Source organism: Rubrivirga litoralis (assembly GCF_031846415.1).
Classification (GTDB): Bacteria; Bacteroidota; Rhodothermia; order Rhodothermales; family Rubricoccaceae; genus Rubrivirga; species Rubrivirga litoralis.
Genome location: NZ_JAVRHT010000003.1, coordinates 102,710 through 125,954 on the forward strand (window position 1 = coordinate 102,710; position 23,245 = coordinate 125,954).

The 23,245-nt window shown below is 75.6% G+C and carries 20 protein-coding genes and 1 tRNA gene; 4 read left to right on the forward strand and 17 right to left on the reverse strand.

The window, feature by feature from the left end:
• Positions 1–247 precede the first annotated feature (247 nt).
• The 3 genes from RM540_RS02645 to RM540_RS02655 all read right to left on the reverse strand — a co-directional run bounded on the left by RM540_RS02645 (position 248) and on the right by RM540_RS02655 (position 5,054).
• Positions 248–1,594: an HD domain-containing protein gene (locus RM540_RS02645; RefSeq protein ID WP_311661875.1), complete on the reverse strand. Its 1,347-nt coding sequence runs from the start codon at positions 1,592–1,594 to the stop codon at positions 248–250.
• 416 nt (positions 1,595–2,010) lie between these two features.
• On the reverse strand, positions 2,011–4,215 hold the full coding sequence (locus RM540_RS02650; protein ID WP_311661876.1) for a helix-hairpin-helix domain-containing protein: 2,205 nt from the start codon (positions 4,213–4,215) through the stop codon (positions 2,011–2,013).
• A complete protein-coding gene (locus RM540_RS02655) occupies positions 4,212–5,054 on the reverse strand; it encodes a hypothetical protein (protein ID WP_311661878.1) in 843 nt (280 codons plus the stop codon). Before RM540_RS02655 ends, RM540_RS02650 begins: the two co-directional genes overlap by 4 nt.
• A 95-nt stretch (positions 5,055–5,149) precedes the next feature.
• On the opposite strand from RM540_RS02655, the gene porD reads away from it, so the two are divergent.
• Positions 5,150–6,067, forward strand: coding sequence for a type IX secretion system protein PorD (porD, locus tag RM540_RS02660; protein WP_311661879.1), 918 nt, complete (start codon positions 5,150–5,152; stop codon positions 6,065–6,067).
• A gap of 59 nt (positions 6,068–6,126) precedes the next feature.
• Here porD and RM540_RS02665 read toward each other — a convergent pair whose 3' ends face one another.
• The 4 genes from RM540_RS02665 to RM540_RS02680 all read right to left on the reverse strand — a co-directional run bounded on the left by RM540_RS02665 (position 6,127) and on the right by RM540_RS02680 (position 10,554).
• Positions 6,127–8,199, reverse strand: a complete 2,073-nt coding sequence (locus tag RM540_RS02665; RefSeq protein ID WP_311661881.1) for a peptidylprolyl isomerase — start codon at positions 8,197–8,199, stop codon at positions 6,127–6,129.
• Positions 8,200–8,322: 123 nt separating this feature from the next.
• A tRNA-Leu gene (locus RM540_RS02670) sits at positions 8,323–8,406 on the reverse strand.
• A 19-nt stretch (positions 8,407–8,425) separates the two neighbouring features.
• The gene (locus RM540_RS02675) at positions 8,426–9,346 is read right to left on the reverse strand and encodes a peptidase (protein WP_311661883.1); all 921 of its coding nucleotides are present in this window, start codon (positions 9,344–9,346) and stop codon (positions 8,426–8,428) included.
• Positions 9,343–10,554 (reverse strand): DNA-processing protein DprA, encoded by a 1,212-nt coding sequence (locus RM540_RS02680; RefSeq protein WP_311661885.1) that lies wholly within the window; start codon positions 10,552–10,554, stop codon positions 9,343–9,345. The genes RM540_RS02675 and RM540_RS02680 overlap by 4 nt, the downstream gene beginning before the upstream one ends.
• A gap of 156 nt (positions 10,555–10,710) precedes the next feature.
• Between RM540_RS02680 and RM540_RS02685 the strand changes: the two genes are divergently transcribed.
• On the forward strand, positions 10,711–11,307 hold the full coding sequence (locus RM540_RS02685; protein ID WP_311661887.1) for a response regulator: 597 nt from the start codon (positions 10,711–10,713) through the stop codon (positions 11,305–11,307).
• Between the two features lie 49 nt (positions 11,308–11,356).
• Here the strand turns inward: RM540_RS02685 and RM540_RS02690 are convergent, their stop codons facing one another.
• The 5 genes from RM540_RS02690 to RM540_RS02710 form a co-directional block, all read right to left on the reverse strand.
• Positions 11,357–11,908, reverse strand: coding sequence for a hypothetical protein (locus RM540_RS02690; RefSeq protein ID WP_311661889.1), 552 nt, complete (start codon positions 11,906–11,908; stop codon positions 11,357–11,359).
• Between the two features lie 112 nt (positions 11,909–12,020).
• Entirely contained in the window at positions 12,021–12,989 is a 969-nt protein-coding gene (locus tag RM540_RS02695; protein ID WP_432280798.1) for a threonine aldolase family protein, read from the reverse strand.
• Between the two features lie 157 nt (positions 12,990–13,146).
• A complete protein-coding gene (gene mtgA / locus RM540_RS02700) occupies positions 13,147–13,794 on the reverse strand; it encodes a monofunctional biosynthetic peptidoglycan transglycosylase (protein WP_311661893.1) in 648 nt (215 codons plus the stop codon).
• A gap of 47 nt (positions 13,795–13,841) precedes the next feature.
• Entirely contained in the window at positions 13,842–14,315 is a 474-nt protein-coding gene (gene greA, locus RM540_RS02705) for a transcription elongation factor GreA (RefSeq protein ID WP_311661895.1), read from the reverse strand.
• 203 nt (positions 14,316–14,518) lie between these two features.
• Positions 14,519–15,289 carry a C40 family peptidase gene (locus tag RM540_RS02710; protein WP_349256290.1) on the reverse strand — a complete coding sequence of 257 codons (771 nt, stop codon included), beginning with the start codon at positions 15,287–15,289 and terminating at the stop codon, positions 14,519–14,521.
• A 337-nt stretch (positions 15,290–15,626) separates the two neighbouring features.
• Here RM540_RS02710 and RM540_RS02715 point away from each other — a divergent pair, with 337 nt between their 5' ends.
• Positions 15,627–16,139 carry a BrxA/BrxB family bacilliredoxin gene (locus RM540_RS02715; RefSeq protein WP_311661898.1) on the forward strand — a complete coding sequence of 171 codons (513 nt, stop codon included), beginning with the start codon at positions 15,627–15,629 and terminating at the stop codon, positions 16,137–16,139.
• 132 nt (positions 16,140–16,271) lie between these two features.
• Here RM540_RS02715 and RM540_RS02720 read toward each other — a convergent pair whose 3' ends face one another.
• From RM540_RS02720 to RM540_RS02735, 4 genes are all read right to left on the reverse strand, one after another.
• Positions 16,272–17,753 carry a lipopolysaccharide biosynthesis protein gene (locus tag RM540_RS02720; RefSeq protein WP_311661899.1) on the reverse strand — a complete coding sequence of 494 codons (1,482 nt, stop codon included), beginning with the start codon at positions 17,751–17,753 and terminating at the stop codon, positions 16,272–16,274.
• Positions 17,754–17,844: 91 nt separating this feature from the next.
• On the reverse strand, positions 17,845–18,813 hold the full coding sequence (locus tag RM540_RS02725) for a GNAT family N-acetyltransferase (protein WP_311661901.1): 969 nt from the start codon (positions 18,811–18,813) through the stop codon (positions 17,845–17,847).
• Between the two features lie 248 nt (positions 18,814–19,061).
• Positions 19,062–20,537: an ATP-dependent protease ATPase subunit HslU gene (gene hslU, locus RM540_RS02730; protein WP_311661903.1), complete on the reverse strand. Its 1,476-nt coding sequence runs from the start codon at positions 20,535–20,537 to the stop codon at positions 19,062–19,064.
• 273 nt (positions 20,538–20,810) lie between these two features.
• Positions 20,811–21,803: an NYN domain-containing protein gene (locus tag RM540_RS02735; protein WP_311661905.1), complete on the reverse strand. Its 993-nt coding sequence runs from the start codon at positions 21,801–21,803 to the stop codon at positions 20,811–20,813.
• A 357-nt stretch (positions 21,804–22,160) separates the two neighbouring features.
• Here RM540_RS02735 and RM540_RS02740 point away from each other — a divergent pair, with 357 nt between their 5' ends.
• Entirely contained in the window at positions 22,161–22,622 is a 462-nt protein-coding gene (locus RM540_RS02740; RefSeq protein ID WP_311661907.1) for a hypothetical protein, read from the forward strand.
• Positions 22,623–22,692: 70 nt separating this feature from the next.
• On the opposite strand, the gene hslV is transcribed toward RM540_RS02740, so the two are convergent.
• Complete coding sequence (hslV, locus tag RM540_RS02745) at positions 22,693–23,241, reverse strand: ATP-dependent protease subunit HslV (RefSeq protein WP_311661909.1); 549 nt, start codon at positions 23,239–23,241, stop codon at positions 22,693–22,695.
• Positions 23,242–23,245 lie beyond the last annotated feature (4 nt).

Genomic DNA, 23,245 nt, shown 5'->3' on the forward strand with positions numbered 1-23,245 from the left:
AAACATGAATATAGCGTTAAGGAGGCCAAGCGCTGCCGGGTGCCAGGTCGCTGAATCCCCGCCGCCCCGCCCGTCGGTGGCACCCGTAGGGACACAACTCGTCGTGTCCGACGCGGGCGGACTCCAGGGGCGGGGCGGTCCTGAACGGCAGACTCGGGCGGGGTGGCGGAGCTGTCCAAAACGCGCCCGCGGACGCCCGGCCGCCCCGCCCGTGCCGCCCGCGAGCGGGGCGGGGATCGTCGCCATCCTACCCGACGAGGTCGAGCGCCTTGGGGAGGCACACGTAGTCCCGTTCGCGGGCGCCGCCGAGCGCGCCCGGCGCGAGCACGCCCGTGCTCTCGGTCAGCTCGCGGACGCGGCCGTCGCGCTCCAGGATGCACACCGGGTCGCGGTCGGCGTCGTAGGCCGCCAGCCGCTCGCGGCCGACCGCGACGTAGTAGCGCGCGTCGTCGCGGGCGGTCGCGGGCGTCGAGATCCCCTCGGCCACGAGCCACGCCGCCGCGCGGTCGCGCCACGCCTCCACGTCGGCGTCCGGGGGCGGGGCGTCGAGCGGCGTCGTGCGGAACAGGTCCCGGTCGACGAACCGGCGCGCGAGGTCGGCGAGGACGCGGTCGGCCGAGCCCGCCCACCGCTTGAGGCTGTACAGGACGTCGGTGTCGTCGAGCGCCGCGAACGCGTCGAGCAGCGGCCCGTGGAGGTCCGAGGCCGGGTCGAGGTCGTCGGCCGTGGCCCGCCCCGCCAGGAAAAAGGCGAAGGGCGGGGCGGTCTCGGCCAGCGCCGGGTCCGTGCCCCACCGCTCGCGCGCGCGGCCGACGGCGGCGCGGAGCACGTGGTCGGCCGCGATGACCGTCTTGTGGAGGTACACCTGGCCGTACATGAGGCGCCGGCTGAGGAGCACGTTCTCGACCGCGTACGCGCCCTTCGCCTCGATCACGATCCGCCCCGCCCCGGCGGTTTGCGCCCCGGCCGCCCCGCCCCGCCCGCCGCCGGGGGCGGGGTGGACGCGCATCGTCTTGATCACGCGGTCGACGCCGACGACGCCCTCGGCCACGCCCGTGTAGAAGGAGTCGCGGCGGAGGTAGTCCAGCCGGTCCATGTCGAGCTGGCTCGCGAGCAGGCTGTGGAAGAACGGGCGCGGGTAGGCCCCGTCGAAGATGGCGAGCGCCGTGCGGAGCGCCCCGCCCAGGCGGGCGTCGAGCCGCGCCATGAGCGCCCGGCTCATCCGCTCGTGGTGGTGCCGCCGGCCGGAGGGGCCGGGCGGGAGCAGCTCGTGCTCGAGCGTGTGCGAGAATGGCCCGTGGCCGACGTCGTGGAGAAGCGCCGCCGCGAGCGCGCCGCCGACCTCGTCGGTGTCCATCACCGTCCCCTTCTCGCGGAGCGTGTCGAGCGCGTCTTGCATCAGCGCCATCGCCCCGATCCCGTGCTCGAACCGCGTGTGCACGGCGCCGGGGAAGACGAGGAACCCGAGCCCGAGCTGCCGGATCCGCCGCAGCCGCTGGACCTCGGGCTGCTCGACGAGCGACAGCACGAGCCCCTTGGGCACCGCGATGAACCCGTGGACGGGATCGTTGAACAGCGTAAACCGGCTCGGCACGGACGGACCCAAAGGGCGGGCGGGGGCGGGGTGGCGCCGGAGTCTACCGCCCCGCCCCCCTCAGCGTGCGGCGAGCAGCGTGCGGCGAGCAACGGGCGGACCCCAAGGGCGGGGCGGTCGCGCCGAGCGCGCCGCCATCCCGAGGCGGCGGCCGTCCCCCTCCTGGCCAGGAGGGGCTAGGGGTGGTCGTCGGGCGGGCGGGGCGGTTCGGGAAAGGGGCCGCCCCGCCCGTCGCCGCCCGTTCGCTGCGCTCCCTTCATCGCACGAACCGTCCCCTTTGAAAAGAGGCACTCCACCCCGCCCCCGACGCGCGAGGGCGGGGCGGCCGCATCTTCCGCTCGCCGCTCGCCGCTCGCCGCTCGCCGCTCGCCGCTCGCCGCTCGCCGCTCGCCGCTCGCCGCTCGCCGCTCGCCGCCTCAGAACCGGACCCGCACCTGCACCCCCAGGTCCCGCACCCGATTCCCCTCGACGGCGTCCGCCCCGGACCCGATGCGGCGGACGTCGCGGAGCCACGTCGCCGCCAGCTTCGCCTGGACCGTCACCGCCGGGACGGGCTGCGCCGAGAGCAGGACGTAGGCCCGCGCGCCCCGCCCCGCCAGCGCGGGGACGGAAAAGACGCCCGTGAGGTCGTTCTCGAACACGAACACCCGCGAGGCGAACCCGTCCGTCTCGAACAGCGCGAGCCGGGCGCTCGCGCGGAGCCACCCCAGCGCCTGCCAGCGGACGTCCTGGTAGACGAGCGAGCCCGTCTCGACCGCCCCGCCCGGCGCGACGGCCCGCGAGCCCTCGACGCGCGCGCGCAGGCGGAGCGCCCGCGACGCGTCCCACTCGCCCTGGAGGCGGACCGACTGCCGCGTCCGCGCGCCCAGCCCGCCGACAGCCGAGCCCGGCACCACGTTCGGCACGTCGAGGCCGACCTCGCGCGTCTCGGTCCGCGCCTGGAGCGAGGCCCGGAGGTAGCGCCGCGGCCGGTGCTCGACGCGCACGAGCGCCTCCCAGCCCTGGCTCGGGCGGGGCACCGTAAAGCGCAGGAACGGGAAGCGGTACTGGTCGAGGTACGCGTCGACCGTCCACGCCCGGGCGGGGCGGAGGCGGAGCCCGGCGTAGAGCCCGGTCTCGTTCTGGCCGACCCCGTTCCGCTCGCCGAACGGGTAGCCGTGGAGGGTCGTGAAGCCGGGGGCGTAGTGGCGGCCGACGACCAGGAGCTCGGCCGCGCCCAGCGACGCCAGGAGCCCGCCCACGCCGCCGAGCGCCCCGCCCGGCCCGCGCGCGAGTTCCCCGAACGCCCGCCCCGCCCGGACCGAGGCGTCGGCGTAGGCGCTGACGGTCGTGGCGTCCGTGCCCTCGAACGCGAACCGCTGGTCGGGGCGCGGGCCGCGCGCGAGCGGGGTGGAAAACGTCGAGTGCATGCCCACGACGCCCGCGCGGCCGACCACGCGCGCCGACGCCAGGCGGAGCTCCGCCCCGCCCCCGACGAGCGTCTCGCCGAGCGCCCCGCGCCGCGCCCGCTCGCGGTCCGTCCGGTGGAGGCCGGTGGACGTCCGGCTCGTGACGGTGCCGAGGCCGTCCGTCGTGTCGGGCGCGAGGACGCTCGCGTCGAGGCTCCGGCGGCTCGCGAACGCCGAGACGTAGACGTAGGGCGTGGCCGCGACCGTCAGCCCGGCGCCGCGGAGGAAATTCGTCTCGTCGACCGAGCCGTACGGGCGGAGCCCGCGCCCGCTGCGGAGCGGCCCGCCGACGGCGTCCGGCCCTTTCCCGAACCCCGACGCCCGCCACAGCGCCACGCCCTGCCCGAACTCCGCCACGAAGTCGCCGACGACGAGCGCGTCGATGCGGCCGGCGTCGAGGAGCGCGGCGTGCCCGCTCACGTGGTCGTACCCCACCCCGCCCGCGAACGGCTCGCCGGGGTCCTTCTCCAGCGTGAGGTTGACGCTGAGCTGCCGCCGGTACGTCGCCTGGAGGCGCGTGTAGACGCGGGCCGGGCCGCCGGCGTAGACCCTCGCCGAGTCGGGGCCGAGAAAGCCGGCGCCCAGGTCGAGCCGCCGCTGCACGCGCTGCGTGCCTGCGTAGCGGAGCCCCGAGGCCACGTCGGCGAGCGTGGGCGGGGCGGGAAACCGGGCGGGGCGGCCGGCGACCGCGGTGAGGTAGGGGCCGGCGTCGAGCACGTCAGCGCGGGAGAGGCCGTCGACGCGGCGCAGGGCGTCGACCGACGAGAACGGTCCGTTCGCCTCGCGGTCGCGGACGACGGCCGCGGCCCCGACCGGCCCCAGCGCGGGCACCTGCGCGAGCTCCTCGGCCGTCGCCGCGTTCACGTCGAGCGGGTCGGCGCGGATCGCCGCGAGCCGCTCCAGGAGCGCCGTCGGGTCGCCCTCGACGCCGTCCTCGACGAGCGCCTCGAACCGGGCGTCCAGCGCGTCCGCGATATCGAGCGTGTCGGGCGGGGCGGGGCGGACCTGCGCGGCGGCGGGGGAGAGGGCGAGGACCGCGAGGCCGAGCGCGAGCCGCCGCGCCCAGGCCGACCGGCCGCCGCCCCGCCCGAGCGTTTCGGCCCGCCCTGGCCCTCCGCCCCGCCCTCGGCGGGCGGGGTGGGGGAGAGGGCGATGCGGGCGGGGCGGCCTCAAAACGCCACCTCGACGCCGATGGCCGGCGTGAACCCCAGCGACTCGTGCCGCTCGACGGCCACGTCCGCCCGGAGCGCGCCGATCGACAGGCCGACGCCGCCCGCGAGGCGGACCGGCCCGGTCGAGACGCCCAGCCGGGCGACGAGCACGCGGGCGAGCGCGGCCTCGGCGCCGGCCCGCACCGACAGCCCGAGGTCTCGGTCCTGGTCGGCGTCGAGCACGAGGAGCGCCCGCGGCGACGGCCGGTACGCGACGCCCACGGTGACGCCGGGGACCGTCGATGCCGACGCGCCGAGGTCGTCGCCCCGGAGCCCGAGCAGGTTGCGGGCCGCCAAGCCGGCCCGGAGGCCGGGCGCGAGGTCGGCCTGGAGGCCGGCCCCGACCAGGACCGTCGTCGCCGACTCGAACCCCTCGGTCACGGCCGACTCGACGCCCGCCGACACGCCCACGTCCAGCCGCCGGCCGACCCCGAGGCGGACGCCCCGCGCGACGCCCGCGACGACGCGCGTCTCGCGCCGTTCCGAGAACCCGTACGTCCGCCCGCTCGCGCCGACGACGCCGAGCGGGGTGGGGAGCGCGGCCACGGCCGAGGCCAAGCCCAACTCGCCCAGCCCGAACGCCTGGCTCGCCTGGAGTCCGATGCGCGGGCCGCCCAAGCCGGCGAGCGCCGCCGGGTTCGTGTGGCCCCACGGCTCGGCGCCGATCGCCACGCCGGCCCGGCCCAATGCGAGCACGCGCGCCCCGCCCTCGGCGAGCTGGGCCTCGGCCCGCCCCGCCCCGCCCAGCACGACCGCCACGAGCAGGAGGACGGCGCGGGCGAGCGGGGTGGGGGCGCGCATAATGGTCTAGCGGTCTCGTTGGGGGCGGGGCGGACGAGGTCCGTAGCTTCCTCTCCGTGCGGAACGTACCCGGCCGCCTCTGCCCACCAGACTCGATGAGACTCATGCCCTGGTATCGCTTTGGCGCACTCCTCGTCCTGGCGGTCGCCCTCGCCGCGCCGGCAGCGGCCCAGGAGCTGAACTGCGTGGTCTCGATCAACCGGCAGGCCGTCCCGGGGAGCGAGTACGAGTTCCTCGACGAGCTCCGCACGGAAGTCGCGCGCTACCTCAACGACCGGGCGTGGACCGAGGACCGCTACCAGGCCGACGAGCAGATCGACTGCGACGTCCAGATCACGATCCGCCAGGCCGTTACGCTCTCGACGTTCAGCGCCCAGATCGTGGTCCAGTCCAGCCGGCCGGTCTACGGGACCGCTCAGCGGACGACGCTGCTCGCCGTGCCCGACGCCAAGTGGACCTTCGGCTACACGCGCGGGCAGGCGCTCGTGTACGACCCGAACCGCTACAACTCGCTCACGTCGGTCCTCGACTTCTACGCCAACCTCATGCTGGGCTACGACTACGACTCGTTCGCCCCGCTGGGCGGGACGGTCTACTTCGAGCGGGCGCGGCAGACGGCGGAGCTGGCCCGGGGGGCGATCGGGGCCACGGACTGGCAGAGCGACCGGGCCGACGAGCAGACCCGGTCCCTCCTGATCCAGGAGGTGCTCAACCCGACCTTCGAGCCGCTCCGCCGGGCCATGTTCACGTACCACTACACGGTCCTCGACCACTTTCTCGTCGAGCCCGAGGTGGCGTGGGTGGAGGCGACGGCCATGCTCGGGCGGCTCCACGAGCTGTTCCTCCTCTCCAGCCGCCGTCGGTACGTGACCGACCTGTTCTACGCGGCCAAGTACCAGGAGCTCACCGACCTCCTGATCGACGCGCCGCAGCGGAACGAGGCCTACGCGCTCCTCTCGGAGATGGACCCGTCGCACCTCGCGACGTACGACGCGCTCGTCTCGGGCCGCTAGCGGGCGGGGCGGCACCACCCCGCCCCCGGGTCCTGCGGCGGGGGCGGGGCGGTTCCGGCTCAGTCCCGGGCGATCCGGGCGCTGCGGATCAGGTCGCCCTGGAGGATGCGGTCGACGACGTCCTGGCCCGCGACGACGCGGCCGAACGCCGTGTAGCGGCCGTCGAGGTGCGGCTGCGGGCTGTGCGTGACGAAAAACTGGGCGCCCTCGGTGTCCTTGCCCGCGCTCGCCATGCCGGCCGTGCCCGTCGTGAACCGGAGCCGCGTGAACTCGCTTCGGATCGGCGTGGCCGGCCCGCCGTAGCCGTCGCGGCGCGTGTAGTCGCCGCCCTGGACCACGAACGCCGGGACCACGCGGTGGAACGGGACGCCGTCGTAGAGGTCGCGGGCGGCCGTCGCCGCGATGCGCTGGGCCGTCTGCGGCGCCGACTCCACGTCGAGCTCGATCTCGACCCGGCCCCGGTCGGTGTCGAGCACGAGGCGCGGGGCCGAGCCGAGGCGGGCGAGAAAGTCCCAGTCGACCGACGTCGTCTCCACCCCGCCCTCGCCGGCCAGGTCCACCTCGACGCCCTCGGTGAGCCGGTCGTTGAGCGCGTCGCGGGCCGCGCGGCGGAGCACGGGGTGGCCGCCCTGGAGCGCGACCCCGACCAGGAAGTCGACCTCGGACCCGTCGCGGATCTGGCCGGCCGCGCGGAGGATCTCGACCATCGGCTCGACGTCGGCCGGCGCGTCGAGGTCGGCGTAGACGTCGCGGAGGAGGGCGCCGGCGCCGAGCGGCCAGAACGCCGAGTCGGCCAGGGCGCGGGCCGACTCGGTCGCCGTGGCGAGGTCGGCCCGGCGGAGGCCCTGCGAGAAGGCGTCGTAGAACGGCCGCGCGCCCGAGGTCCCGGCCTCCCACCGCTGGCGGAGGGCGCCGAGCGCGGCGGCCGCGCTGCGCACGTCGGCGCCGCCGGCCTCGGCGAACAGGCGCGCGCGCGAGGCCGCGTCGTCGGCCACGCCGAGCGCGCGGAGCGCGGCGGCGCGTGCGAACGGGTCCTGCTGGCGGTCGGCCCACGCGGCGACGGCATCGCCCCGCCCCGCCCGCGCGAGGAGCGGGAGCGCGGCGGCCTGGACCGGCCACGGGCGGCGGCCGCCGACGGCGTCGAGCGCGAGCGCCACCTCGCTCGGCGAGGGCGGGGCAGCGTCGGTGGCCAACTGCTCGAAGGCCACCTGCGCCACGTGCGGGTTCGGGTCGTCGGTGGCGCGGGCGAGGGCGGGGCGGCCGGCCGTGCCCAGGGCGCCGAGCGCGCGCGCGGCGTCCACGCGCGCCCGCCAGTCGGGGGCGTCGGCGAGCGCGGCGGCGAGGCGGCCGGCGTCCTGCGGGTCTTCGAGGCGGCCGAGTGCGCGAGCGAGCGCGCCCCGCCCCGCCCCGCTCACCTGCGGCCCGCTCCCGTCGAACGCCGCGCGGAGTGCCGCGGCCTGGTCGCGCCACGCCGAGACCGGCGCGCGCGAGAACGCGTACGCCGCCGCCTCGCGGACCCGAGCATCGGGGGCGCCCAGGCGGACGGCCAGGGCCTGCGCCCAGGCGTTGCTGGTCACGCCGCGTAGGCCCATCCGCGCCAGCGCCAGCGTGCGCCGCGCTTCGAGGCCGTCGGGGAGCGGGACCTGGAGGAGCGGAGCGATGTCGGCCCGCCCGCCCGTCTTGCCCACGGCGTCGAGGAGCTCGGCGAGCACAGCCGGCGCGGCCTCGGTGCGCAGCGAGACGAGCAGCGCCACGCCGGCCGTCGAGTCGGCCGACTGGCCGAGCGCGAACGCGGCGTCGGCGCGGACGGACGGGGCCTCGTCGGAGAGCGCCGCGCGGAGCGCGGGGACGGCCTCGGGCGCCTGCACCGAGCCCAGCGCAAACGCCGCGCGGGCTCGCACCACGCTGTCGGGGCTCTCGAGCGCGGCGATCAGCCCATCGGCGTCGCGGCGGACCTGGAGGTCGACGAGCGCCTGGAGGTCGGGCCGCGCGAGCAGGCCGTCGGGTGCCCGGCCATCCAGGACGGCGTCGGGCGGGGCGGACGGCGCCGCCCCGCCCGAGGTGACCGCGCATCCGGCGGCGAGGAACGCGAGGGCCGCAACGGCGGCGAGAGGGGCGGGGTGGAGGCGCACGGAGTCCGGGGGGAGGAGCGGCAGGCGGGCCGGCGACTAACGGGCGCCGGCGTGGCCTGGTGCATCAGGCCGCAGTCGGATCGGCGATCGCCCGCCGTGGCCCCGCCCGCCGGGAGCAACGGGTGCGAAAGAGGGGACTCGAACCCCTACGGCCTTTCGGCCACCAGATCCTAAGTCTGGCGCGTCTACCAATTCCGCCACTCTCGCAGGTGACCAAGATAACCGCCTACGCCGCCCCGCCCGCGAGGAGCGCCACGACACGCGGCGTCACATCGAGGAGCGAGCGGGCGTCGGCGAACGCGCCCGCGCCGTCGCCCCAGGCTACGAGCGGGACCGGGTGGCGCGTGTGGGTCTTGGTGCCCAGGTCCTCCAGGTTGCCGTGGTCGCTGGTCACGACGAGGAGATCGGCCGGGCCGAGGGCGCCGAGGAGGGTGTCGAAAAAGCGGTCGAGCGACCGAAGAACGGCCGCCGCGCGGTCCGGGTCGCGGCTGTGCCCGGCCTTGTCGGTCAGGAAGTACTCGGACAGCGTGAACGCGTGGCGCCGTGCGAGGCGCGCGAGGCGCCGCGCCGCCTCGGCCTCCGTCGTCGGCTCGTGGTCGGGGTCGAGCAGGCGCGCCCACGTCTCGCCCGTGAGGTCGGCCGGGAGCGCCTCACCGCGCGCGAGGTCGGCCGCCCGGCGCAGGCGAACGCCCGCCGAGTGCGCCGCGAGCGTCGTCGTGGTCCACCGGCCGCGGGCTTCGACGGCGTCGAAAAAACGGTCGGGGTAGGCGTTCGCGAACGCCAGCCGGTCCGGCGCCACCCCGCCCGCGACGAGCCGCGCGAACACGCTCCGCGCAGCGACGGTGGGGCGGACGGCCGTAGGCGGGTACGGCCCAAAGTGGCGCCCGTGGAGGCGGACGGCGTCCTCGCCCGTGAACAGCGCCGACTGCCCGGTCCCGCTCTGCGGCAGCCCGTCCACGCCCAGCGTGGCGTCGATCGGCACGAACACGTGGCGGGCCTCGCGGACCGGCGCGGCCTCGGCCGTCCACCGCTGGCCGCCCGCGAGCTGCTCGAAGGCGGGGAGGTTGAGGGCGCTGAACGGGTTGTCCGCCCCGCCCGGCCCCAGCCCGACGCCGTCGAGGAAGACGAAGACGACGCGCTCGGTCACGCGAGGAGCCCGGCCACGGCGTCGAACGACGCCGGCCCGTCGACGCGGAGCGCGTTCTCGGTCCACGCCGCCTCGGGCGGGGCGGCGCCGACGAGTGCGAGCGGCCGCCGGGCCTCGGCGGCCCACGCGGCGGCCCGATCCTCGGGCGAGTCCGGGGGCGGGGCGACGGCGCAGACGGCGGCCCCGAGCGCGGCCTGCACGAGCGCCCGCTCGCGGTCGTCGTGCTCGAACGGCCCGTGCGTCATGGGGAACGGCGAGACCAGCACGCCGCCGGCGCGGACGGCGGCCGTGGCCCCGGGCCGCATGGCCGGCCGGAGCCGCGCGAGCCCGGCCTCGACCACGACGGCCACGCGGGCGCCGGCCCCGAGCGCCACCTTCTGGAGCGCGAGATCGACCCCGCCCTGGGCGCCGACGATGAGCGCCGCCCCGCCCGACGCCGCCCCGCCCGATTCCGCCGCCGATTCCGCCGCGGGCGGGGTGGTCAGCACGCGCCGGGCGAGCGCCTGGACCGTCTCGAACGGGTCGCCGTCGAGGGGCGCCCGCGCGAGGACCGCGAGCGACGGCCCGGCGAGGGCGCCAGGGTCGCCGTAGGCGTAGAGCACGAGGGGCCGGTCGGCGCGGGGGAGCGCGTCGAGGCCCGCCGGCCACCCCGCCCCGCCCGGAGCGAGCACGCGGATCGCCTTGTCGCGGAGCGCCGCAACCTCGGCCTCGGCTCGGTCGAGGGCGGGGCGGAAGACGTCGTCGTCGAACAGCGCGGCGACCGTCTGCTCGACGTTCGGGGCGCCCTTCAGGCGGAGCCCGACCTGCTCGCGCGGCGTCGCGCGGAGGGCGTCGAGCGTGGGGAACCGCTCGATCAGCCGGTGCGCCGTGACGCGGCCGACGCCGTCGAGCGAGGCGTACGCGAGCGCGAGCGGGGCGGGGTCGGACGAGATCGGAGCGGGGGGTTGGAGACGGAACGTTACGAATCCGGTCTCTGCCGTGGCGCCCGCCCCGCCCGACGACGACGCGCGCCCGGCGGGGCGGGGTGGGACGAGGCTCGGGCGCGGCCTTAGGGATCCCCCGGCTGCTCCCGGAGACGCTTTTTCTGTCGGCCGACGGGTGAAGGTGGCGCGCCGACCGACCGATACCCCTGCGGCAACGGGCGGCGGAGCCCCTGTCCGGCCCGCTGCCTGCGCGATGCCCCCGCCCCGCAGGCCTCCGACTCTCACCCCCGGCCCCTGCCACGCTCCCCCATGTTCAACTTCCGCCGCCGCTCACCGGCCTCCGACGCTCCTGACCGTCCGGAGCCCCAGCCTGAGCCCACGCCGGAGCTCCCTTCCGACGTCCCCGACGAGCGACCGCCGCCGGGCCGCGGCCCCGCCCCGATGTCGCCGGTCTCGCCGCTCGTCGCCGAGGCCACGGCGCGGGTGACCGCCCCGCCCGCTCCAGGCTCCGCCCCGCCCGGGGCGCCGGCGTTCGCGCCCCCGTTCGCCCCGCCCGCGGCGGGTCCCCCGGCGGACGACGCCTCGATGATCGTCCGCGCCGGGCCGGCGCCCGACGAGTCCGGTCCCGCGGCGACGGGGCGGCACGTCGAGAAGACCGCCGACCCCGCGAGCGGGCCGGCGATCCTCGTCGTCGAGGACAACAACGACACGCGGATGCTCCTCGAACGCATCCTCCGCTCGACGTACGACGTGACGGCGGTCGGCGACGCGCGGTCGGCGCTCACGGCCATGAACGAGCGCCCGTTCTCCGGGCTCGTGCTCGACATCAACCTGGGCGGGCGCGAGACGGGCGCCGACGTGCTCCGCATCGCCCGGTCGCTCCCCAACCACGACGGCGTGTTCGCCATCGCGCTGACGGCCTACGCCCTGCCGGGCGACCGCGAGCGGCTCCTCGAAGCCGGGTTCAACGAGTACGTCTCGAAGCCGTTTACGCGCCAGTCGCTCATGGACACGCTCAAGGCCGGCGTCGCCGTGTAGCCGCCCCGCCCGCGGGAGGGCGGGGCGGGCACCTTCCGTTCTCCCGCTCCTACGCCACGGCCGAGCCCGTGCGGAGGCCCGGATGGATCGACGTGACGTCGATGGCCTCCCACGGCTGGCCCTCGACCCACACCGGGCGGCCGAACGCCTCGGCGTACTCGACGGCTCGGTGGGCGAAGCGGGCAAACTGGGGCATCGACGCCGCGACGTGGAGCCGGACGCGCCGGCCCAGCGTCGTCCGCCCGCTGAGGACGAGGCCGTCCGTACGCACGTCGATCTGGTCGAGGGCCTGCCACGCCAGCGCCACGCGGCGGCCGCCGGCGTCGTGGGCGACGGCCCGCCGGAACGAGAGCTCGATCCGCCACAGGCGCCGGTGGAGGCGGCCCAGCCGCCGGAGGAGCCACGCAGCGTAGGCCGTCAGCACGACCCCGCACGCGAGCGCGGCGAGCCCCGCGTGCGCGGGCGCGACGAGCGTCGAGAGCGGGGCGAGCGCCACGAGGCCGCCGCTGACGAGCGCGAACGCGATCACCAGCCGGCGCGCCCGCGTCCGCACGGAGACGAGCACGCGCTCGTCGTCGAATACTTGGAACCACTCGGCCATCGAGGAAAGAAGAGCGTCAGACGTAATTGTCGAAGTATACGTGAAGGGCAGGGCGGTTGAAAGCGCCCGCCGAGTTCCGGGGAAGACCCGACGGCCGTCTCGTTCCTAACCCTTAGGAGAACAGACGGCGCAGCACGGCGACGGCCCGGTCGAGCGCGGCGTCGTCCACGTCGCGGTGGAGGGTCGCCCGGACCGTCCGCGGACCGAACGCGACCACGCGCACGCCCTCGGCCTCCAGCCGCGCCACGACGTCGGGGGCGGGGTGGCGGAGCGTGTCGAACAGGACGATGTTGCTCTGAGGTCGGTTCACGAGCCGGAACGCGGATAGCGCCGCCACGGCGTCGGCCAGCCGCCCCGCCCGCGCGTGGTCGTCGGCGAGGCGGCCGCGGCCGTCCAGCGCCACGAGCCCGGCGGCCGCGAGGACGCCGACCTGCCGCATCCCGCCGCCCAAGAGCTTCCGCGTCCGGCGCGCCTCGCGGACGTGCGCCGCCCCGCCGGCGAGGACCGACCCGACCGGCGCGCCCAGCCCCTTCGACAGGCACACGGTGACGGTGTCGAACGGGGCGGCGAGGACGTGGGCGGGGAGGTCCAGCGCGGCGGCCGCGTTCCACAGCCGGGCGCCGTCGAGGTGGAGGGCCAGCCCGTGCCGCCGGGCCACGTCGGCGAGCGGGGCGACCGCCTCGGGCGGCACGACCACCCCGCCCGCCTTGTTCACCGTGTTCTCGAGGCACACGAGCGTCGTCCGCGGCTCCCAGTCGGCGTCGCCGCGGACGACGGCCTCGACGTCGTCGGGGGCGAGCACGCCGGACGGGCCGCCGACCGGGCGGAGCTGGACGCCCCACAGCGCGGCCGGCGCCCCGCCCTCGTAGTGGTACAGGTGGCTCCGCTCGGCGACCACGACCTCGTCGCCGGGCCGCGTGTGCAGACGGAGCGCGATCTGGTTGCCCATCACGCCCGACGGCACGAACAAAGCCGCCTCCTTGCCCAGCAGGTCCGCCACGGCCTCTTCGAGCCGGCGGACCGTCGGGTCCTCGCCGAACACGTCGTCGCCGACCTCGGCCTCGGCCATCGCCCGCCGCATGGCGGCCGTCGGCTGCGTCACGGTGTCGGAGCGCAAGTCGACCACAGTCAAATTCGGAATGTGGAATGCTAAATGCGGAAAGGGGCGTTCCCAAAGCGGGGTAGGTATGGGCGGGGTGGGTGCATGAATTCAACATTTATCATTCCGCATTCCGCGTTTACCACCCCATCTGGCGCATCCGCGTGAGGATGCGGCTCGACGTGCGGCCCATGTCCTGCGGGCGGCGCGCGAGCGGGGCGGGGAGGACGGCGGCGAGCCGGGCCGACTGCTCGCGCGTGAGGGCGTCGGCCGAGGTGCCGTAGTGGTGCCGCGCGGCGGCCTCGGCGCCGAACACGCCCGGCCCCCACTCGGCCACGTCGAGGTAGAGCGTGAGGATGCGGTCCTTGGGCAGGATCAGCTCGGCGAGCAGCGTGAGCGGGACCTCGAACGCCTTCCGCACGACCGAGCGGTGCGTCGTCAGGAACAGGTTTTTGACCAGCTGCTGCGTGAGCGTCGACGCCCCGCGCATGGGGCGGCCCGTCCGCTCGGCGGCCTCGCGGGCGGCGCGCAGCTCGTCCCAGTCGAACCCGCCGTGCGTGTAGAACCGGGCGTCCTCGCTGGCGACGACCGCGTGGCGGAGGTCGTCATCTTGTCCGCTCTGCGGGACCGGGTGGTAGCGGAGCTCGTAGGGCTCGCCGGCGACGGCGGCCTCGACGAGGCGCTGGACCTGGACCGTCGTGGCCGGCGGCTCGACCCAACGGTAGGCCACGAGCAGCAGCGTGCAGGCGACGAGGTAGCCGCCGACGACGGCGACGACGGCGCGCACGACGGCCCCCACGCAGCCCCGCCCGCCCCGCCCCGCCCGCCGGGCCACTATCGTGTGATCTCGAGGATCTCCATCTGGACCGTCCCCGCCGGCACCTTCACGTCGACGACGTCGCCGACCTCGCGGGCGAGGAGGGCCTTGCCGATGGGGCTCTCGACCGAGATCCGGTTCTGCTTGAGGTCCGCCTCCTGGGCCGAGACGAGCGTGTAGGTCGCCTCCTTTTTGGCCTTCTTGTTCATCACGCGGACGTTGGACAAGATGCGGGCCTTCGAGGCGTCGACCTCGTCCTCGTTGACGACGCGGGCGTTGGCGACCGTCGTCTCCATCTTGGCGATGCGGGCCTCCAGCAGACCTTGGGCCTCCTTCGCCGCGTCGTACTCGGCGTTTTCCGAGAGGTCGCCTTGGGCGCGCGCCTCGGCGATCTCCTCCGAGATCCGCTGGCGCTCGGTGGTCCGAGCGTGGTGGAGGTCGTCCTTGAGCTTCTGGAGCCCTTCGGGTGTGAGGTAGACGGTGGAGCTCATAGCGGGGGCCGTCCGCGGCCTGGAAAAAAAGCGCATCCCGACGGCGAGGCCGGGATGCGGGAGGGGGGAAGGCGAAGATACGACGGACGGGGCACGGTCTCAAACCAGCGGCCGGGGCAGTCCGCACGCCGCCCCGCCCGGATGTCGGGGCGGGGCGGCGGTCGTTGCGGGCGGGGCGGCCGTCGTGGCCTGTGGACGGGCGCCTAGCCGCGGGCGCGGCGGGCCTCGCTGCGCGGCGTCGGCCGGCGGCCCGAGGGCTCCTCGATGATCCGGCGCGACATCCAGTAGTACTTCGACCAGTAGCTGGAGGCCAGCTCCGAGATCGTCACGCCGCGGCTGGACGAGGCGTGGATAAACTCGCCGCCCGAGAGGTAGACGCCGACGTGGCGGACGCCGCGGCGGCGGAAGAACACGAGGTCGCCGGGGACGAGCTCCTCCTTGGAGATCGGGACGCCCTCGTACCGCTGCCCTGCCGTCGTGCGCGGCAGCTCGATGCCCAGGTTCGCACGGACGTACTGCTGCACGAACGCCGAGCAGTCGATCCCGCGCCGCGTCGTGCCGCCCCAGCGGTAGGGGATGCCGATCCAGTTCGGGCCGTCCGCGCGGAGCGTCGACTCAACCACGGCGAGCCGGGCCGACGTGCTGCGGCCCGCGCTCCGGGCGGCGATGTTGGCGGCCAACTCCTCGACCGTGACCTCCCGCTCGGACGACACGCGGCGCACGACCGAGTCCTGGACCGCCTGGTGCCGGGCGGGGCGGTAGTCGAGGGCCCGGCGGGCGGAGCGGGGAACGGGCCGGCGCCGCGGCGCGGCCGTCGCGGCGGCGCCCTGGGGGGACGCTGCCGGGGCGGTCGGGGCAGGGACGATCCGGGACGACGCAGGGCGAGTCTGGGCGTGGGCCGGCGGGGCGGCTACGGCGGTGCAGACCACGAGAGCGGCAAGAAGGGCCGCCGCTCGGACGTAGGGCTTGTGCATCAGGGATAGGGGCCGGGGGGGGCAAAAGGACGTCACCAAACTAGCGGCTGAAGCGGGCATCGGGCGGTCCCCTACGTTGAGGTCGAGCAAAAGGCGAGTAACCCCATGTTCTATGGGGCGTTTTTTGGGTATCGGGTGGCGCCTCGTCGTCTTAACCCGCTTCAGGAAAAACCTGGGCCGCCCCGCCCGTTAGAGCCCCGGCGCGCGTCGGGGCGAGAGCCCAAAACCGACCGCCGCGGGCGGGGAGAGCCGATGGGGGAGGAAGCTGTGAAGCCGCGGCCCCGCGGAACGGCCGCTTTCGCCCGCCGGTCCAACAGGCTCACCACCTTCTTTTCCCATGCCGTACCCAGAGCCCCTCGTCGCCCCCATGCGCGACGAACTGACCCGCCTCGGCGTCCGCGAGCTCAAGACCGCCGCCGACGTCGACGCCCTCGCCGACGAGGCCCAGACGGGAACCACGCTGGCCATCGTCAACTCGGTCTGCGGGTGCGCCGCGGCGAATGCACGCCCCGCCGTCGCCCACGTGCAAGGGCTCGACGTCAAGCCCGACCGCCAGGTGACCGTCTTTGCCGGCCAGGACCTCGAGGCGACCGCCGCGCTCCGCGACCTCCTCGCGGGCCTCCCGCCGTCGAGCCCGTCCATGTTCCTCCTGAAGGACGGCGACCCCGTGTTCGCCTTGGAGCGCCGCCACATCGAGGGCCGGAGCGCGAGCGCGATCGCGACCGACCTCAAGGACGCGTTCGAGCGGTTCTGCGGCCCCGACGCCGAGGACGCCCCCGACGAGCCGCTCCGCCCCGAGACCGCCGCCCCGCCCGCCGGCCGTCCGTCGACGTTCAAGTCGATCCTGTAGGGACGATCAGAGAGGGGCGGGGAGGGAGGAGCAGAGCGGGCGGGGTGATCCTCTAGGAGCTCCGCCGCTTCCTCCGTCTCCTCGCCTGGGGCGGGGCGGTCTGGCCGCCCCGCCCTTTTTGTTTGCCTCGGGTTACAGCGGGTCGGGCGCGTCTGCTCGGCCCGCCATCCCGCCCCGCCTCGCCTCCCACGCCAGCGCGCCGACGCCGGCGACGGCCGCGACGGCGAACACGACCGCCCCGCCCGCGCCGAGCGCGTCGGCCAGGGCGACGGCGGCGGCGAAGGGGAGCGCCCGGCCGAGCGCCCGCGCCGCGTCGGCGGCCGCCCCGCCCAAGGGCACGCCGGCCGCGCGGAAGATCCACGCGAGGTGGAGCGCGCGGAGTGCGGCCCCGGCAACGCCCGCGGCGAGGACGGCGTCGAGCGGGGCCAGCGTCCGCCCCGCCCACACGAGGACGGTCGCCTGGACGGCGAACATGACGGCGCTGATCGCGAGCTCGTCCCGCTGCCGCTCCAGCACGTCGAACACGGACGTGAGGGGCGGGGCGACCGACGCCAGGAGCACCCACGGCGCGATCCGCTGCGCGTAGCGGCCCGCCTCGGCCCACTCGGCCCCGAACACGAACGCGAACAGCGTCGGCCCGGCGACGAGCGCGGCGAGGGCGGGGTAGGCGCAGACGCCCCACAGTCCGCGCGCCGCCGCCCGCGTGAGGGCGGGGAGGCCGCCGGTCCACCGCGCGTCGGCGGCGCGCGGGAAAAATGCCTGGCCGACCGACCCGGCCACGAGCCCGAGCGGCAGCACGAGCGTCCCGAAGGCGACCCCGAACTGGCCCACGACGGCCTCGCCGTAGAAAGCGACGAGCGCGAACACGGGCACGCGCGTGGCGAGCACGTTGAGGAGCGCGGCCGGCGCCGAGAAGGCGGGAAACCGCGCGTAGCGCCGGGCGAGCGCCACGACGCGCGCCCGCGTCACGCCCTCCCACAGCCGGCCGTCCGCGAGCGCGAGCCACGACCACGAGACGACCGTGCCGGCGGCGAACCCGGCCGCCACCCCGCCCACGAGCCCGACCGCCGCGCCGTCCGTCGCCCGCGCCACCGTCAGCCCGACGGCGAGCTGCACGCCGACCGTGACGGCGCTCTGCGCGAACCGCGTCGCCGAAACGGCTCGGAACCGGCCGCGCCCCGTGAGCCACGTTTCGGCCGCCCCGCTCGCTTCGACAGACAGGAGGGCGGGGGGGAGCCACGCGAGCGCGAGCGCCGTCGCCCCGCTCGCGAGGCCGAGCCACGGCGCCGCCCACACGCCGAACGCCGCCGCGCCCGTCGCCCCGAGCGCGCACGCGAGCGCCAGCGCGACCACGCTCGCGCGGTCCGCCCCGCCCCGCGGGAGCAGGATGGCCGCGCGGTATCCGCCCGAGGCGACCGTCGACGCGACGGCCAGGACCGTCGTCACGACCGTCAGCACGCCGAACGCCTCGGGCGTGAACAGGCGCGTGAGGGCGGGGCGGGCCGCGAACGCGAGCGCCTGCGCCGCCGCCGCGCCGCCGGCGAGCGTGAGGGCGGGGCCGAGGAGCGGCCGCCCGGCGACCTGCGCGCGGAGCCGGCGGAGGCGCGGCGTCACGGGGCGGCGGGGCGGGGCGGTACGGCACGTCCGGTCGCCCCCCCGCCTGCGAAACGGCCAGCCTGGGCGGGGCGGGGTGGGCGCGCGCCCACTACACGACCGGCCGGACGAGCGCCAGCGCGCGCAGCTCCGGCCGCGCCACGCGCGTGACCCGGAACTGCTGGACGAGCGGGAGCCCGAACGAGCGCTTGAACTCGGCGCCCGAGGGCCGGTTGGCGCCCACGAGGTCGAGGCTGCGCACGCCGTCGGCGTAGAGCCGGTCGCAGACGAGGTGCGTCATGACGGTCATGGCCGAGCCCGGCCAGCTCGCGCCGCACACGAACGCGGCCGCGCGTCCATCGGTCGCGACGGCCTGCGCGCCGGCCGCCCCGCCCTCGGCGTCGCGGAGCACGAACAGGCGCGCGGCGCCCGACGCCACGAGCGCGCCCAGCCACGCCGCCTGCCGCTCGGGGTCCACGGGCGGGGCGGCGCCTTGCCGCGCATACGCCTCGGCTTCGAGCCGCTGGAGCGCGGCCACCCCGCCCGCGTCCTCGTGCAGCGTAAAGTCGCCGGCGCCGCGGCGCACCCGCTTGCGGACGCCGCTGCCGGCCTGCGCCAGCCGCTCCGCGGCGGGGTGGAGCGGTCCAGCGTAAGTGTAGAGGGGCTCGGCCCGCCACCCCGCCCAGGCAAACGGGCGCGCGTCGGAGAGGGCGGGGGGGAGGCGGAACGCGGCGGCGTGGAACCGCTCGCCCACGGCGGCGACGAGCGCGTCGAGCGGGGAGGCGCGGGCGTGGACCTCGTGCGCGGCCGGCGCCTCGGCCAGCACGAACGGCGTGACGGGCGTGAACGGGGGGACGACCGCCAACCGGTACGGCCCCCGGCGCTTCTCGTACGCCACCACGCCGCCCACGAGCGCTCCATCTTGCTCGACGCCGAACGCCCGGGCGCGGAGCCCGAACGCGCCCGCGGTGGCCTCGGCGTACGCGAGCGGGGCGAACGGCGACGGGTCGGCCGCCTCCGCCACCCCGCCCCACGCGCGGCGCACGCTGGCGTCGCCCAGGTCAAGCTCGCGCGCCTCCACCTAGAGCCCCTGTCGATCAGGCGTGGAGTACTGAGAGGCTGTTTGGGGCTGCACAGTATTCTCCTCCCCCCAGCGGGGGGAGGCCGGGAGGGGGGTGACGGACCGACCGCCCCGCCCCAGATCGACGTCTGTCCCCGACCCCGGCCCTCCCCCGGTGGGGGAGGGGGAGATCCCAAACAGCCTCTGAATACCGAGTACGTGTCCGGCCCAAGCCGTACCGCGTACCGAGTACCCTGTACCTCCTCGCATTACAAGATGTACTGGCTGAGGTCGCGGTTTTTGACCACGCCGGCCAGCTTGTCCGTCACGTCTTTTTTCGTGATCGTGACGCGGTCGCCGTGCGGGCCGTCTGGGACCTCGAACAGGAGGTCTTCGAGGAGCGTGGTCAGGATCGTGTGGAGGCGGCGGGCGCCGATGTTCTCGACCTCGTCGTTGACCCCGGCCGCCGTCCGCGCGATCTCGCGGACCGCGTCGTCCTCGAACGTGAGGTGGACGCCCTCCGACGCGAACAGGGCCGCGTACTGCTTGAGGAGCGCGTTCTCGGGCTCCGTCAGGATCTGCACGAAGTCGTCTTCGCTGAGCGAGCCCAGCTCGACGCGGATCGGGAACCGGCCCTGGAGTTCGGGGATGAGGTCGGACGGCTTCGAGACGTGGAACGCGCCCGACGCGATAAACAGGATGTGGTCGGTCTTGACCGAGCCGTGCTTGGTCATCACCGTCGAGCCCTCGACGATCGGGAGCAGGTCGCGCTGGACGCCCTCGCGGCTGACGTCCGGCCCCGACCCGCCCTGGCCCGCGGCACCCTGGCGCCCGGCCACCTTGTCGATCTCGTCGATAAAGACGATCCCCGCCTCCTCGACTTGGCGCAGCGCCTCCTCCTTGGCCGCCTCCTGGTCGACGAGCTTGCCGGCCTCCTCCTGCGTCAGCAGTTCGAGCGCCTCGGGCACCTTCACGCGCCGCTTCTGGCGCTTTTTGCCCATCCCGCCCAGCATCTCCTGGAGGTTGATCCCCATCTCTTCGAGGCCGGCCGGCCCGAACATCTGGAGGTTCGTCGTGCGGTCGAGCGAGACGTCGACCTCGACCTCGCGGTCGTCGAGCTGGCCGTCGCGGAGGCGCGTCCTGAACTTTTCGCGCGTGCGGTGGAGGAGGTCCTCCTCCTCGGGCGTCGTCGTGTCCGTGGCGTTGGGGAACCCCATGCCGGGGACGACCGGCTTCGGCTTCGACGACGGGACGAGCAGGTCGAGCACGCGGTCCTCGGCGTTCGCCGCCGCCTGGTCGCCCACGCGCGCGGCCTGGAGCTCGCGGGCCTGCGCGATGGCGAGGTCGACGAGGTCGCGGATCATCGACTCGACGTCGCGGCCGACGTAGCCGACCTCGGTGAACTTCGTGGCCTCGACCTTCACGAACGGGGCGCCGGTGAGCCGCGCGAGGCGGCGGGCGATCTCGGTTTTGCCCACGCCGGTCGGCCCGATGAGGATGATGTTGGCCGGCGTGATCTCGTCGCGCATGGCCTCGTCGGCGTGGAGCCGGCGCCAGCGGTTGCGGAGGGCGATGGCGACGGAGCGCTTGGCCTCGTCCTGCCCGATCACGTACTTGTCGAGCTCGGCGACGATCTGGTGCGGCGTGAGCCGGGCGAGGTCGTCGGGCGGGGCGGCGTCGGTGCCGTTGGCTGCGCCGCCCGGGCGGGCGGCGTCGGGGGGCGTCAGGGTCTGCGTGTCGTCCATCGGGGGGCGGGCGTGGCTCCCGCGTCAGTTTCCGTAGCTACGCCCCTCCCCGCGCAGGGATGCGGGCGGGGCGGCGCCGGCCGACGAGGGACGGGTGAAGAGTGGGCCGCCGCCCCGCTCCAGTAGGAGCGACCGGCGGTCGTCCGGGCCACCCCGCCCGGCGCCTCCATGCGGATGGCCGCCCCGCCCCGCCCACCGGCGGGGGCGGGGTGGAACGTGGGGACCGCCCCCTGTCGTGCGGGCGACCACCAGGGTCCGGCCGCCGCCCCGCCCTTACAGTTCGGGCTCGTCGTCGAACGGGAGGCCGTCGTCGGCGGCCACGACCGGGGCGCCGTGGACCTCCTCGCGGACCTCCACGACGGCGGGGTGGTCGCCGTTGAGGAGCAGGACCGTGTAGTCGTAGGGCATCCCGCGCCGGCGTTCGAGCCGGGCGGCGCCGCACTCCTCCAGGTCGGCCACGAGCGACTTCGGGTCGTGGCCGTCGACCTCGCCGATCTCGTCGGAGAGGCGGCGGAGCAGCGGCGTGAGGTAGATCTCCTCGTACTGGCCGAAAAACTTCTCGATCGTCTCGATGGCGTCGTAGTCGATCTCGTAGGCCGGGTCCTGGACGGCAACGAACTCGGTCGTCTGGATCGGGGCGCCGACCTCGACCTCGGGCGCGAGCGCGTCCGACGGCAGGAGGTCCGCGGCGTCGAGGAACGCCCCGCCCTCGGTGTGCTCCAGCAGGTACGGCGAGAGGTGCTCCTGAAAGCCGATGACGACGACGCGCCGCCCGGCGGCCACGAGTGCCGAGACGACCGGCGCGTAGTCGCGGTCGCCGGAGAGGAGCACGACGGTCTCGACCTCGGGGTGCCGGTCGCGCATCTCGACGGCGTCGACGGCGAGCTGGAGGTCGGTCGTGTTCCGGTGCATCGTCGCCGGCACGTAGACCGGCTCGACGCCGTGGAGGTAGAGGCTCCGCTGGACGTGGCGCGAGTGGTCGTCGAGCCCGCCGAAGTCGGCGTAGGCCCGGCCGCGCGCGAGACGGAGGCCCTCGCCGGCCAGCCGCTCGCGGAGCGCCTTCAGGAGCGCGCTCGCGAGGTCGGCCGTCGAGCCCGTGCGCCGGTCGTCGAGGCGGCCCTTGAGGTAGTGGTGGAGGTTCTGGTAGTCGATGAGGATCGCCGCCTGCCGCGTGGCCTCCTCGCTCTCGGGCGGGGCGGTCCCTTCGGGCGGGGCGGACGCCGCTGGGGCGGGGCGGTCGGCGGGGTCTCGGGACGTCTCGGGCATGGATCGGACGGGTCAGCGGGGTTCGGAGGGGCGGCCAAAGACAGGCCGCACGATGCCGGCAAACTACGCGCGGGTGGGGCGGTCTCGTGGAACGGCCGGCGCCTCCGACGGGGCACGCCCTATGGACCGGCGGGACGGTGCCAGGAGCGCCCACCGTGATCCGGTAGTCCTGGAGGGCTATGCAGCAGCGGTCGGGAGGCGTAGCGTTCTCTCTCAGCCCCCGCCGGGCCGGCGCCCCGTTGCGCGCTGCATGCTTGGAGCAGAGGGCACGCAGCACGGAACACGCGACCGTCCAGAGCCGACGGAGATCCCGTGACGCTGCGGCAGGCTCCGTTCGCTGTCCGCTCCACCCCGCCCATGCGCCTCCTCCTCCTCCTCCTCGCCGCCGCCGTGGCCGCCGCCGGGTGCGACGCGGTCCCGTCCCCCGGCGACCTCGCCCCCGGCACGTTCGAGCTCTCCGTCGGGGGCAGGACCTCGCAGGGGGAGGCCCGGTTCTACCCCAGCCTCGAGTTCCAGTTCAACCAGGCCGCCGTGTACCTCCGTCCCTGCGCCGAGAACCGATTCGTGATCGAGTCCGACGAGTTTCTCGCGGCCGAACCCGGTGACCGATTCGAGCCGAGGGTGGACTACCGACCACCGGGCCGGAGCTACCAGCGCGTCGGCGGAACGGTCGAGGTCACCGAGCAGACGGCGGAGGGCGTCCGGGGCCGGTTCTCGGTCCGGCTCCGCGACTTCTCGACCGGGCCGGGGACCGGGGGAGACGTGACGGCGCGGGGGGCGTTCTACGCCGTCACGTCGGAGGTCGGCGAGGGGTGCTGAGCGGGGCCGCCGGTCGCGGGTCTCCCAGCTACGGGGCCGCCCCGCCTTCGCGGCGGGCGGGGCAGTCGCCCTACTCCTCCGCGTCGAGCTCCAGGACCGTCGTGTTGAGGTTCGTGTAGATGCAGATCTCGCCCGCGATGCGGAGCCCCTCCTCGACCACCTCGCGCGCCGAGAGCCCCGGGCTGTGCTTCATCATGGCGCGCGCCGCGGCGAGCGCGTAGCTCCCGCCCGAGCCGATCGCGAGGATGGGGTCGTCGGGCTCGATCACGTCGCCGGTCCCCGAGATGAGGAGGAGCCGCTCGGGCGAGGCCACGGCGAGGAGCGCTTCGAGGCGGCGGAGGTAGCGGTCGGTCCGCCAGTCCTTGGCGAGCTCGACGGCGGCCCGCGTCGTGTTGCCGCCGTACTGCTCGAGCTTGGCCTCGAACCGCTCGAAGAGCGTGAACGCGTCGGCCGTCGAGCCGGCGAACCCGGCCAAGAGCTTCCCGCCGTAGAGCGGGCGGACCTTCTGGGCCTTGTGCTTCATGACCGTGTCGCCCATCGTGGCCTGGCCGTCGGAGCCGAGGGCGACCTTGCCGTCGTGGAGGACGCCGAGGACAGTCGTGGCGTGGATCGGGGTCATGCGG